General features: G+C 64.3%; 14 protein-coding genes and 1 pseudogene. 7 read left to right on the top strand and 8 right to left on the bottom strand.

Translation table 11 applies throughout. The features are described 5' to 3' along the window. The first annotated feature begins 371 nt into the window (after positions 1-371). The 4 genes from EET03_RS23860 (at position 372) to purQ (ending at position 2332) form a co-directional block, all read left to right on the top strand. On the top strand, positions 372-812 hold the full coding sequence (locus EET03_RS23860; RefSeq protein ID WP_075541632.1) for a 6-pyruvoyl trahydropterin synthase family protein: 441 nt from the start codon (positions 372-374) through the stop codon (positions 810-812). Positions 813-848: 36 nt separating this feature from the next. Beyond that, positions 849-1340, top strand: a complete 492-nt coding sequence (locus EET03_RS23855; RefSeq protein WP_036411052.1) for a 6-pyruvoyl trahydropterin synthase family protein — start codon at positions 849-851, stop codon at positions 1338-1340. An 81-nt stretch (positions 1341-1421) separates the two neighbouring features. Next, positions 1422-1661, top strand: coding sequence for a phosphoribosylformylglycinamidine synthase subunit PurS (gene purS, locus EET03_RS23850; protein WP_075541633.1), 240 nt, complete (start codon positions 1422-1424; stop codon positions 1659-1661). Then, positions 1658-2332 carry a phosphoribosylformylglycinamidine synthase subunit PurQ gene (gene purQ / locus EET03_RS23845; protein WP_075541634.1) on the top strand — a complete coding sequence of 225 codons (675 nt, stop codon included), beginning with the start codon at positions 1658-1660 and terminating at the stop codon, positions 2330-2332. Before purS ends, purQ begins: the two co-directional genes overlap by 4 nt. Before the next feature lie 484 nt (positions 2333-2816). Here purQ and EET03_RS23840 read toward each other — a convergent pair whose 3' ends face one another. After that, the gene (locus tag EET03_RS23840; RefSeq protein ID WP_279637746.1) at positions 2817-3560 is read right to left on the bottom strand and encodes an ABC transporter substrate-binding protein; all 744 of its coding nucleotides are present in this window, start codon (positions 3558-3560) and stop codon (positions 2817-2819) included. A 445-nt stretch (positions 3561-4005) separates the two neighbouring features. Here EET03_RS23840 and EET03_RS23835 point away from each other — a divergent pair. After that, positions 4006-4434: pseudogene (locus EET03_RS23835) on the top strand (adenylate/guanylate cyclase domain-containing protein); the annotation flags it as partial. 26 nt (positions 4435-4460) lie between these two features. Here EET03_RS23835 and EET03_RS23830 read toward each other — a convergent pair. From EET03_RS23830 to EET03_RS23815, 4 genes are all read right to left on the bottom strand, one after another. Then, a complete protein-coding gene (locus EET03_RS23830; protein ID WP_075541641.1) occupies positions 4461-4943 on the bottom strand; it encodes a hypothetical protein in 483 nt (160 codons plus the stop codon). A gap of 389 nt (positions 4944-5332) precedes the next feature. Next, the gene (locus tag EET03_RS23825; protein ID WP_075541636.1) at positions 5333-6085 is read right to left on the bottom strand and encodes a transglutaminase-like domain-containing protein; all 753 of its coding nucleotides are present in this window, start codon (positions 6083-6085) and stop codon (positions 5333-5335) included. Next, entirely contained in the window at positions 6082-7107 is a 1026-nt protein-coding gene (locus tag EET03_RS23820; protein WP_075541637.1) for a TIGR03619 family F420-dependent LLM class oxidoreductase, read from the bottom strand. The genes EET03_RS23825 and EET03_RS23820 overlap by 4 nt, the downstream gene beginning before the upstream one ends. Further along, positions 7104-7913 (bottom strand): Rv0792c family HTH-type transcriptional regulator, encoded by an 810-nt coding sequence (locus EET03_RS23815; RefSeq protein ID WP_075541638.1) that lies wholly within the window; start codon positions 7911-7913, stop codon positions 7104-7106. The genes EET03_RS23820 and EET03_RS23815 overlap by 4 nt, the downstream gene beginning before the upstream one ends. 71 nt (positions 7914-7984) lie before the next feature. Between EET03_RS23815 and EET03_RS23810 the strand changes: the two genes are divergently transcribed. Then, positions 7985-8311: a putative quinol monooxygenase gene (locus EET03_RS23810; RefSeq protein ID WP_075541639.1), complete on the top strand. Its 327-nt coding sequence runs from the start codon at positions 7985-7987 to the stop codon at positions 8309-8311. On the opposite strand, the gene EET03_RS23805 is transcribed toward EET03_RS23810, so the two are convergent. Continuing rightward, complete coding sequence (locus EET03_RS23805; protein ID WP_075541640.1) at positions 8288-8749, bottom strand: cupin domain-containing protein; 462 nt, start codon at positions 8747-8749, stop codon at positions 8288-8290. The genes EET03_RS23810 and EET03_RS23805 overlap by 24 nt on opposite strands. Further along, entirely contained in the window at positions 8743-8877 is a 135-nt protein-coding gene (locus EET03_RS32515) for a hypothetical protein (RefSeq protein WP_279637744.1), read from the bottom strand. The genes EET03_RS23805 and EET03_RS32515 overlap by 7 nt, the downstream gene beginning before the upstream one ends. A 171-nt stretch (positions 8878-9048) precedes the next feature. Between EET03_RS32515 and EET03_RS23800 the strand changes: the two genes are divergently transcribed. After that, positions 9049-10914 carry a PPE family protein gene (locus EET03_RS23800; RefSeq protein ID WP_099194269.1) on the top strand — a complete coding sequence of 622 codons (1866 nt, stop codon included), beginning with the start codon at positions 9049-9051 and terminating at the stop codon, positions 10912-10914. A 39-nt stretch (positions 10915-10953) separates the two neighbouring features. Here the strand turns inward: EET03_RS23800 and EET03_RS23795 are convergent, their stop codons facing one another. Then, positions 10954-11457: a MarR family winged helix-turn-helix transcriptional regulator gene (locus EET03_RS23795; protein WP_244187704.1), complete on the bottom strand. Its 504-nt coding sequence runs from the start codon at positions 11455-11457 to the stop codon at positions 10954-10956. Positions 11458-12141 lie beyond the last annotated feature (684 nt).

Genomic DNA, 12141 nt, shown 5'->3' with positions numbered 1-12141 from the left:
CCCGAGGCTCCCGCGTCCGACTAAACCACGGGCTCTCGCACACCAAGGACACTTCGACGTCGCCCGGGCGACCCACGCACAATTTTCACCTGCTGTGTGCGGCCCCGCCAGGGGCCAGCGGGACTAAACCCAAATCAAGATCAAAAATTTAACCTGGTACACACCCCGCGGGTCCAACGGTGGATTCAGGCTAAACCACGAAGTCGAAGAATCACACGATGGCCTGCTACGCCGCGTCGGTGGATTTGACCCAAGGTCTTGGCCTTGCCTGGGAGTGGATCTAATATTCACTCCGTGACGCTGACAGGAGGTCGTTTCACAGCTCGACAATCCTAGCTACGTCTTAGCTTGCCCTCCGGAGGTGTCGAACCATGAGCCATACGATCGAGAAGACTTTTAGGTTCGATGCGGGCCATCGTTCTCTGGGCTTCAACTACAAAAAAGAAGAAACCATCCACGGCCATACCTGGCAGCTAAGACTGATCCTTGAATATGCGGACCAGCTGGATGATATGAAGACCGTTTTCGATACCAATGAGCTGGCCGTCATAGTCGAGCCGATAATAAGCGACCTGGACCATTCTTTCATAATCTGGGACCAAGACCCGATATACGACGACTTCCTCAAGGTCTGTGAGCTGGCGGACGTTGCGGACAAGGTGTATACGGTCGATTTCAACCCCACCATCGAGGGCCTCGTCGAGCACATCTATGAAAGGGTGAATAGCCAGCTCAGGCTTTCGGGCTGCGTCTTGAGGCGGGTGGAACTCCAATGCGCGTCGACACTCAAAGCCAGCTACGGACTCAATTAGTCAGGTCGTGCGTCGATCACAGCCAGGGAGTAGCTCATGCCGTATACGATAAAACAAACCATCCGTCTGGAAATGGGTCACCGCACCTGGACCCATGACATGCGTACCAGCAGAGGCGGTAGTGAACTTTACACTCCCGAATTGGTGGCCAACAAATGCGCCAACCTGCACGGACATACGATCTTTGTCTCGGTGACCCTCACCGGAGACAGTCTTGACGAGCAATACTTCCTCCTGGACACCGATCTACTCGAGAATGCATTCCGGCCGATCCTCGACGAGGTCGACCACGCGTTCGTGGTGGACAGGAAGGACCCGCTGTACGAGGACATCGCCGCGGTGGCCCGCAAGGGCGGGCTGAAATTGTGCACGGTGGACTTTTCGCCCACCTTCGAAGCGCTGGTACGGCACTTCTACGATCGCCTGCAATCGGTCATTCAGGAAAAGGGGTTGGCCGACCAGCTCCGAATCAAAGAAATGAAGGTTCTTGGCGAGCAGACGGTCGAGGCCACGTACTGCGGGGAGTAGCCTCGGCGCGCCTGGGACGTGGCGCGGCAGCCGCCGCCGGTAGAGTTGGGCCCGAGCAATCGGATCTGAGGAGGAGCGCCGGTGGCGCGGGTGGTCGTGCATGTCATGCCCAAGGCGGAGATTCTCGATCCGCAGGGCCAGGCAATCGTTGGCGCGCTGGGCCGGCTCGGTCATGCCGGAATATCGGATGTCCGGCAGGGCAAGAGGTTTGAGCTCGAGGTCGACGATTCCATCGACGACGCCACGCTGGCCGAAATCGCCGAATCGCTGCTGGCGAACACGGTCATCGAGGATTGGACGATCAGCCGGGACCCGCAGTGACAGCTCGGATCGGGGTCATCACGTTTCCGGGCACCCTCGACGACGTGGACGCCGCGCGCGCGGTACGGCAGGTGGGCGCCGAGGCGGTGAGCCTCTGGCACGCGGATGCCGACCTCAAGGAAGTCGACGCGGTCGTAGTTCCCGGCGGCTTCTCCTACGGCGATTATCTGCGCGCGGGTGCGATCGCCAGTTTCGCACCGGTGATGGGCGAAGTGGTGGCCGCTGCTGCGGGCGGTATGCCGGTTTTGGGTATTTGCAACGGATTTCAGGTGCTGTGTGAGGCCGGGTTGCTGCCCGGCGCCCTCACCCGCAATGTGGGGTTGCACTTCGTCTGCCGTGACGCGTGGCTGCGGGTCGCGTCGACGGCGACGGCCTGGACATCGCGTTTCGAACCGGATGCCGACGTGCTGGTGCCGCTGAAGTCCGGTGAAGGCCGTTATGTGGCACCCGAGGCGGTGCTGGACGAATTGGAAGGTGAGGGGCGGGTGGTGTTTCGGTACCACGACAACGTCAACGGCTCACTGCGCGACATTGCCGGCATCAGCTCGGCCAGCGGTCGGGTGGTCGGGTTGATGCCCCACCCTGAACACGCGATCGAGGCGTTGACCGGTCCGTCCGACGACGGTCTGGGCCTGTTCTATTCGGTGCTGGACGCGGTGCTGGTGGCCTGACGCCGACGCTGAGATGCCGGCGCGCACATGACGCCCGAACCTGTTGTCGTGCATAGTGATTTGGTAATGCGACACATGCCGGCGAACCCGAGCACGCACCGCGGGTATTGGGTCACTCGCGCGACGGCGACATCGACGCCAGCGCGGAGAACGCCCGGGTGGACATCGCGCTGACGTCGGTCTCGGGAACACGGCCGCGGTTGCAGCAACCAGGCGGCACCCCGTTGGCCCAACTGGTTGCACCCGCGGCGGCGCGTGCATCAAGCCCCGGGGCAGGAGATACCTCGCCACCGGATATGCGTCCGCGCTGGCACACCGCCCGGCTCGGGCGACGATCAACACCACTTCGGTTGTTGGTCCAGTGGTCTCGAATGGTCGTGGTACGGCCGCCGCTATACACGTTGCGTTGGGATAGCCGGCCCTGGCGGCAAATGCAAGGTCGCGATTCCGATTTGCCCTGGCTGTCGCGGTGCTATGGCCGTCACTAAGCCTGGTACGCATTGGGATTGCCGAGCCATCGCTGTCGGAGTTGTGGCAGGGTTCCGTTCGCCTCGAGCGCGGACTGTGCGGTGGTGATCCGCTCGAGAAGCTCGTGGTCCGTTTTAGGGACCGCGATCGCGATCTTTTCTACCGATATGCCGGTACGCTGGACGACCTCCACACCTTGCACCGGCTTGACCAGCTCGGTCAGCACCGGGGCCAGCTTCATGAAGGCGTCGCAGCCGCCAGTGGTCAAGTCGGTTATCGCTGAACGGACGGCGCCGTAGTCGTAGACCCGCACGGCGCCGGCTCGACCTTCGGCGACAAGGCGATTGGCGATTGGCTGGCTGGTGTTGCCCTGCTGGACGCCGATTGTCAGTCCAGACAGGTCGTCAATGGAGTGCACGTTGGGCAGCCGGGCGGTGTCGACGGCCAGTGACTGCCCCGAGATCAGGTATGGCGCAACGAATGCCGCTTGCTTCTCACGTTCGGGTGTCACCGTGGTTCCGGCCGCGACACAGTCGTAGTCACCGCTGTTGAGCGCACCGAAGATGCCGTTGAAGTCGGCGCCGTCGTAGCGAATGAAGCTGGCTTCAGCGCCGAGGGCTCGGGCAATCTCGGTCATCAGGTCGATGTCGAAACCGCCACCTGTGGGCATGCCGTTGAAGGGCGGATCAGGAAACGCCGCTCCCACCCGTAGGGTTCGCTTATCGTCGGGCGGCCTGCCCGCGACATCGCATGCCGCCAATCCGGCGGCGGCCGCCACGGCCACGCCGGCAACCACAAGCTGTCGCCTCCGAATCGACACCAATGCATCTCCATACCCGTAACGACTGTGACTCGCGACCGTCGGCTGCACCGGCAGCTCCGTATCGGTCGACAACCTTGGCTTGCAGGATACGTCGTGTTCATGCCGGATCCAGATCTCTGTGGCGCTACCTGGATCGCCGTGCTGCTGACCGGATGGTCGACCTCATCGCCGTGGTTGGTGGCGTTGACCACTCCATCCACCGCGTGATGGTCAGGACCGATTGGCAACGTCGGGAGTCGGATATTGAGATCGACGCGAGCTGAAAGGCTTTCGTCTACGCGACCGGCAGAAGCCAGCAGCTTCCGATCCGGCGTTCGCGAGATTGCGTCGGTAAGGAGAACGCTCAGTCCAGACGCGTTGGGCGACCGCGTTTCCGTGGGACTTCGGCGCACCGGCGCGTGTCCGTTCACCGGAAACCGACGCGCTGGCCACCGCACGAGCCATTGCACACCGACTCGCAGCCGAGGTGCCCGAATGCCAGGCCGGTATCGGTGTGGCTGCCGGAATAGTCCTGGCCGGCAACATAGGTGCTTACGAACGATTCGAATACACCGTCATCGGCGAGCCAGTCAACATCGCTGCTCGACTGTGTGAATTGGCAAAGACGGAGCCGCACGGCATCCTTGCTTCAGCCCCAACCGTGCAGGCCGGTGACGCCTACGAACAGACGATGTGGGAGCCGGGCAGGCAAGTAGTGCTGCGCGGCCATGGCAAGCGGACCAGATTGGCCAGTCCAAGGCCGGCGCCGCACCGTGTGGATAACAGCGCTATGTGCGCGAGCCAACCGAAGATAGACGGATCATCGCAATAATTACCAAGTCCCGCGATCCACGAGCCTCACCCGGCATCGAGCAGCAACGGCGCTGTGGGTTGCGGCAACCCGGCAACCGACGTCAACTCGCCGAACAGATCCACCGCGGCGTCCAGGGCGCGGTCGACGGTATCTGCGAATTCGTTGAACCGGACGAGACCTGGAATCCATTGGGAATTGCAGGCGGTGACGCCGACGCGCTGCGGATCGGAAGACCCGTGCACGTTTGCGGTCACTGCGTGATTCCGGGTGTTCCACCGGTCTGCGAACCGTGCCAGCCGGGCCCGGTCCGTGGCGGGGAAAAAGTATGCGGGAGTGACCCGGATGGTGAATACGTCCGGATGCTCGAGCGAGATCTCCAGGTGGACGTGCAATCTTCGTGGGTAAGCGTTTGCGACGAAGAAGAACTCACCGTCATGCCGGCCGCGGAAGTACCGCTTTCCGCGGCTGTACAGATAGCGTTCGATCACGTTAGCGGACAGTGGTTCACCCAGCGGCGACGACGTCATGATGCCCATGTTGACGCGGCTTGGTACGGAAATCCTTTGAATCAGGGAAGGCGGTTGCGAAGAATCAGTTGAGAATTCGCTGAGCGGCGCGGACACCGCTCGTCCGCGGACCCAACCAGCCGACGGTAAAAGCACCCGCTAACTTTCGTGGCAAAAATCGATCGAAGATACCCCCTGCTGCGGAGCAACAACTAACGCCGATTAACGGGACAATAGGCGCCACGAGGGCCGCACCGTCCGGCACTGGGCGATCCGGTCCGCTGCAAGGACGGGCCGCAGGCGACTGGGCGCTCGAGGGGCGGTGCCGTGGGTCGAGTTGCATTCTCCCCCAGACAATGTCGGAGGTCACATTCACACCTTTGCGGGGACCAGTGACAACGGTTAGACAATCACCCCCTACGTGCGATGAGTGCGGGACAAGCACCGGCTCCTTGCCGGCGCGCCACCGCTTCCCGGCGAGGGCCGGCCCACAGTTCGTCGTCGTCGGCGACTTGAGCGTGAAAGTCGCTGGACTCCAAGGCATTCAGCACTGCTCGCGCGACCCGCGCGTACCATTGGGCGACGTCGGCGGGGTAGTCGGGGTAGCTGCCGTTTTCCCGCAGGATGCGGCCCTCCGCCGTGGCAATGTCGGTGACGCCGTCGAAATCGCGCCGGTAGGGTTTGCCCAGCCGCGCCGCCGTCGTCGCGTCGATGGTGGCGTCCAGCTTGACCCATCGGTTGCCGATATAGGCTTCGCCGAGGGAGTGCCACGGCAACGGCCTGCCGGATTTGCCTCCCCACAGGGCACGGACCTCCGGGGCGAGAAACTCCTTGTCCGGCGAGCTCAATGTCTGGAAGGCGATGCGGGCCGGCACGCCCACCGCTCGGCATAGGGCGACGAACATGCTCGCCTTTCCCATGCAGAAGGCGACACCGTGGCGGAGCGCGTCGCTGGCCCGGTGTTCGCCCCGGGCGAGGTAGCGGAATGCCGCAAGGATGTCGTAGGGCAGATCACGCACGTAGTGATAGATGCGTCCGACCCGCTCGATATCTGATGCGGCGCCGGGCGCCAGCGCAGTTGCCCTCGCCCGGACCAGCGGATGGTCGGCGTCGATGTAGTCGGTCGACACCAGGAACCGCCCCATATCGCGGGCAACAGTCATGAAGCCGGGACCCCCGATTTGAGCAACGGGATGATGTCGCGACCGATGGCGTGCAGATAATCGGACTCCACCACCCGCGGAACCGTGAAGAGGAAGTGGGTGACCCCGCCGTCCAGGTACTCGCGGATGCGCTCCGCGCAGCGATCCGGGTGCCCGACGATGAGGCCGGACTCCGGAATAGAGGCGAACTCCAAGCGAATTCGCGCCTCGTCCGCGGCGGAATCGGTCGGTGCCAGCAGCACCGTCACCGACAGCTGCAGACTGGCCGGGTCACGGCCGGCCGACTCGCAGCCCCGGGTCAGGAAGCCCCGGCGTTGGGCCACCTGCTGCGGTGACCACCACCGCACGTTCAGACCTTGCGCCAGCTTGGCCGCGATGCGGTGTACGCGGTCCCCTTCACCCCCGATCCACAACGGCGGGTGGGGCCGCTGGATGGGAGGCGGATCGCAGATCGCGCCGTTCAACGTGTAGAACCGGCCGGCAAAGGTGGGGTTCGGCTCGGTCCAGACCGTCCGGATCACTTCCAGGGCTTCGGCCAGTGCGGAGACTCGGTCACCCACGGGCGGAAACGGAATGCCGTAGGCCTCGAACTCGCGCTGAAACCAGCCTGCGCCCAGCCCCAGATCGAGGCGTCCCTCGGAGATCACGTCGAGAGTGGCGGCCATTTTGGCCAGCACCGAGGGATGGCGATACGAGTTGCACAGCACACTGGTGCCCAAGCGCAGCCGGGTGGTGTCGCGAGCCAGCGCCGTCAATGCCGTCCAGCCTTCCAGCAGGGGAAGCGATGTCGGCCGTGGGTCCCGGCCGGTTTCACCGGACCGGCTGCCGATGCCGGCGTCTTTGACGTAGTCGTCCGGGCTGACGGTCAGGAAGTGATCGCAGAGCCAGATGGAGTCGAAGCCGTAGTGCTCTGCGGCCCGCGAGACGGTGACCATATCGGGGTAGCTGCAGACCGCCAGCCCGTTGACCGTCAGCGCCAGGACAAGTCCGAAGTGGGGGTCATTCGATCCGGCAATGTTCATGTGAATTCCGACCTTTCGATGATTCCGGCGCCCGGCTCGGGCAGCGTTCGCGGCAGTGTGACGGAGAACCGGTACCGATCGGGGCGGTAGTGGAACACCACCACCTCGAGCGCTTGGCCGTCTTCGCCGTAGCTGGTGCGGTCGAGCACCAGCACCGGTGCGCCCACCGGCAGCTCCAACGCCGCGGCCACTTCGGCGGATGCGGCGGCCGCCGATATGTCGTGGGTGGCCTTGGCAATCCGGATGCCCAGTCGTTGTTCCCACATCGTGTACGTGGTTTCGGTATCGAGGGCACCGGATAGCAGTGGTTCCACAGCATCGCCCACACTCGGCGGTAGGTAGGCGGTGACCAGCGCCAAGGGTTCGTCGCCCGCGCTGAAGCGCCGGCGAACACACAAGACCTCCGGCAATGCCAGTGCCGCGGCTATCGGTTGCGGTGGCGTGCACACGCTTTGGGACAACACCTGCACTCGCGGGGTGACACCGGAGCTCAGTAGCACTTCGGTGATCGTGCGCACCCCCGAACCGAGTTCTTGCCTGACCGGATCGGCGACGAAGGTGCCCAGTCCCTGCCGACGGACCAGCCACCCCTGACGTTCGAGGATCCCCACCGCGGACCGCACCGTCACCCGGCTCAGCCCCGACTTGTCGATCAGCTCCCGTTCGCTGGGCAGCCGCCCACCGCTGGGCAGCCGTTGTTTGATGATCTGCGTCTTGAGTGCCTCGGCAAGCTGAGCGCTCGCCGGCACACTGCCGCGCGATATCCGGAACTCGGCGACATCCAGGTCCAGCTTGACACTCGTCATAAGACGTATTAGAACGTCTTATAGCGTCGGCCGTCAAGGGCTGACGGCTCACCTGCCCGGAAGGTCGTCACATGTCGTCGTCAATCGCGGTCATCGCCCGGTTCACCCCCCGCCCGGAATCGAGGGACGCGCTGCGTGTCCTGCTGGCCGGGATGACCGGGCCCACCCGCGCCGAAGACGGGTGCCGAACCTATGACCTCTACGAGAGCGCCGACGGCGCCGAGCTGGTGCTGTTCGAGCGTTATCGCGACCGCAGCGCGCTCGACGAGCACCGGGGCTCCGCGCATTATCGGGGTTACCGCGAACAGCTGCCCGCCCTACTGAGTGAGCCGATCGCGGTCACCGTGCTCAGCCCACTCGACCAGGCGGCCGGATCAGAGCGGATACAGCGCCGGTAGGTTGACCACGACCGGCTCCTGGGTGCTGCGAGCGATGACCACCTCCGCGGGCGTGGTCGGGTCGGGGTTCTCTTCCCGGTGCGGCAGATACGCCGGGATGAAGATGTAATCACCGGGCTGGGTCGAGATGCGCACTTCCTGGACGCCATCGTGAAACACGAACTCGGGGTGGCCACTTCGTACATAAATTGCGGTTTCGGAGTCGCCGTGGTGATGGTTGGCCGACGCCGTTTCGGGCGAGACGTGCGTCTCGCCCATCCACAGCTTCTCGGCGCCGACGGAACGCCCGCTGAGCGCGGCATATCGCCGCATTCCCTCTGATTGTGCTGTGTCGGAACTGATTTCGGATGATCTGACGTGGTGTACCCGGTTGCGCGCGGCCGCGCCCGGTGTTGCGTCGCTGTGAAATTCCGGGTGAAATGCGTCCGAGGTCACCATGAGCACTCCCTTGCCCGTTCCTGCCCGACCACCGCGACGCGCAGTTCCGACAAACTGCAAGGGTCCGGGACGCTCTGCCCGACCGGGCGGGCGCCGAGCACCACGTCGCCGTGGGAATCGTCGGGCATCTCCCAGTCCTTTCGCCGGCCCTTGTGTCGACGCTACCCCTCCAGCAACCACACTCGTCGCGAATTGATGCCAGATCGGCACGCCGGCAACAGGTTTGCAGATTTGCCGATTATCGGCGCCCGGCGAGACTAAGTTTGGTGGATCCACTCCTGGCGAGTAGAGGAGTCATGATGTCGCCGAGTTTTGCGTTGTTGCCGCCGGAAGTCAATTCGGCACTGATGTTCGCCGGCCCGGGCCCGGCGCCGTTGCTGACGGCGGCCGGCGCCTGGGATGCGCTGGCCGAGGAGCTGAGCCTGTCGGCGGCCTCGTTCTCTGCGGTGACGGCGGGCCTGACCGCCGGATCGTGGCAGGGTCCGGCGGCGGCGGCGATGGCGGCCGCGGCGGCCCCGTACGCGGCGTGGCTTGACGCAACGGCGGCGCAGGCCGCCGGGGTGGCAGGTGGTGCCCGAGCGGTCGCCGGGGTGTTCGAGGCGGCGCAGGCCGCCATCGTCCACCCCGCGGCGGTGGCGGCCAATCGCTCTCGAGTGCTGTCGTTGGTGTTGTCGAACCTGTTCGGGCAGAATTTCCCGGCGATTGCGGCCTTCGAAGGCGCCTATGAGGAGATGTGGGCCCAGGATGTGGGCGTGATGGCCGGCTACCACGCCGGTGCCTCGGCGGCAGCCGCGCAGCTGACGTCCTGGCAGCGGTCGCTGTCCAGCGCACTGGGGCTCCCGCAGAACATCGGCGTCGGCAACAACGGCAGCGGCAACGTGGGCAACGGAAACCACGGTGACGCCAACGTGGGCAATGGAAACATCGGCAATTCCAATGTGGGCAGCGGCAACACCGGTAGCTCCAACCTGGGCAGCGGCAATACCGGCAGTTCCAACCTGGGCGGCGGCAATCGCGGCGACAGCAACGTGGGCGGCGGCAACTCGGGCACCAGCAACGTCGGCGGCGGCAACAGCGGCACCCAGAATGTGGGCTTCGGCAACGAAGGAAACGGGAATATTGGCGGGGGCAACAAGGGCGATGGGAATGTCGGTTTCGGCAACGTGGGCCCTACGAACAGCCCCGCGCACAACAACATCGGTAGTGGAAACACCGGCAGCTTCAACCGGGGTTCGGGCAATACCGGGGATTCGAACTGGGGCTTCGGCAACACCGGCAATGGCAATATCGGCTTCGGCAACACCGGGAACGGGAACATTGGCTTCGGGCTCACCGGAGACAATCAGATCGGTATCGGTGGGCTCAACACGGGAAGCGAAAATATCGGGTTCGGCAATTCGGGCACCGGAAACATCGGCTTTTTCAATTCCGGCACCAACAACGTCGGCTTCTTCAACTCGGGCTTTGCCAACGTCGGCTTTGAGATATCGGGGACAAACAATACCGGCTTTCAAACCACGGGCGGCACCGTCACCGGTTTCTGGAATACCGGGCTGCAAGATACCGGCTTCGGCAACACCGCCGGGGAAGCCACCGGTGCGTTTAACTCCGGCCGCAACGCCACGGGTTTCTTCAACTCGGCGAACGAGAATACGGGCATGTTCAACTCGGGCCGGGGGAACACCGGCTTTTTCAACTCGGGTGAGCGCAACACCGGCTTCTTCAATGCCGGCGCCACAAACACCGGGTTCGGCAATTCGGGCAATATCAACACCGGTGGCTTCAACTCCGGCAACCTGAACACGGCCGTCGGGCAGGTGGGCGACGGGCCCGGCCAGAGTTCCGGCTTCGGAAATCTGGGCACCGGCACCTCGGGCTTTTTCAACCAGGGCGACGATACCTCAGGTTTCACCAACGCCGCGGAGAAGTCGTCTGGCGCGCGTAACTTGGGGCCGTTAGGTTCCGGCTTCAACAACTTCGGCTTCGGCGGCTCGGGCTTCTATAACTCAAGCGATAGAGGTTCGGGCTTCTTCAATGGTGTCAACAATGGCGTGGGATTCCAGAACTCGGGCGTCTTCAACATCGGTATCCGCAACTCGGGCGTCGGAAACATCAGTGAATTCCCCGGCACCGATAGCGGGCACTCGGGCTTCTTCCACCGCTGAGCTGGCATCGGCGCCGATCTCGTTCCGGGCGAGCAGGAGCTAATACCAGCCCGGCTCTTTGACCGGGAACATGCCGGGGTCGAAATCCAGCTTCGATCTGGCGACTGCACCAAGTTCGCCCAGCAGCCTGATCAGTTCGTCGCGGCCGTCGTCACCGAGGCGTTTGCGGATCGCCCGGTCTAGGGCAGCCGCTTTGCGCAGCCGCGCAGTGACGTACTCGATGGCCTTGGGTGCCAGCTCGACAACCTTCTCGCGCTGGTCGGTGGTCGACGGAGTGACGTGCACGTAGCCGCGGCGGCGCAAGTCGGCGACGACCTTGCTGGCTGCCTGGCGACTGACGCTGAACTGCCGTCCCATCTGGGAGATCGTCATGGGCTCCGGCTGCGAGTACAGGGCGAAGACGTAGATCATCGGGAACTGTAGATCCGGAAAACCCGCGGCCTCCATCTCGACATCAATTCGCCGGGAATAGCTCCACCAGGCAATCCGCAATGCTAGGCCGAGTTCTGTCTGCGGTGCTCGGGTGCTGGGTCTGGCCGCCACGATCGACAGCATAGGCGATGGGCTTAACCGACGGCCGTCGTCACACGCGGTGGAGCCACTGCGGCGGCCCGGACGTGGCCGGGCGGCGCGACGGCGGCCAACGGCTCCGCGGCTTGTCGCGACTTCGCGGTAACGATTCCTTCAACCACGATTGACATTGCGGGATGTGTGGTCATAGCATCTCATATTGTCAACTGCTGAAGACAAATTGTGGGTGGGAGTAAACGGCGTGGATGCAGCTGCCGCCGGAAACGGCGAGCAGGCCGGGGGCGACGATGCCGCCGGGCGCGGAGCCGTCCTCGCCGCCACTGTGAATCACGGTGTGTCACGGACGTTTCAGCGTCGACGCTCGCAAGGTTGTAGTGGGGCTCGTTTCGGCCAACCTCGAAAGGTGTTCGGAATGTCGAAGATCCGCATCATATCGGCCGGTGTTCTCTGCGCCGTTGGCGTGTCGCTGGCGGCAGGCCCGCTGGGTGGCGCGGTAGCCTCCGCCGACCCCGGCCCGCCGCTTCCGCCCCCGACGCAGGACGTCGGGCCCGGGCCGGGGGGGCCTCCGGGTGACCAGGCCGGGCCTCCGAGTCAGCAGGCCGGTCCCCGGGGCAGGCACGGCGGTCCTCCGGGCCAAGTGGGCGGCCCGCAGTCGGCAGGGGGCCAGCCGCCGGCAGGGGGCCAGCCCCCGGGAGC

Source organism: Mycobacterium innocens, assembly GCF_900566055.1.
GTDB lineage: Bacteria > Actinomycetota > Actinomycetes > Mycobacteriales > Mycobacteriaceae > Mycobacterium > Mycobacterium innocens.
The sequence above is the reverse complement of the archived record's forward strand: the minus strand, read 5'-3'. Positions and strand labels throughout refer to the sequence as shown.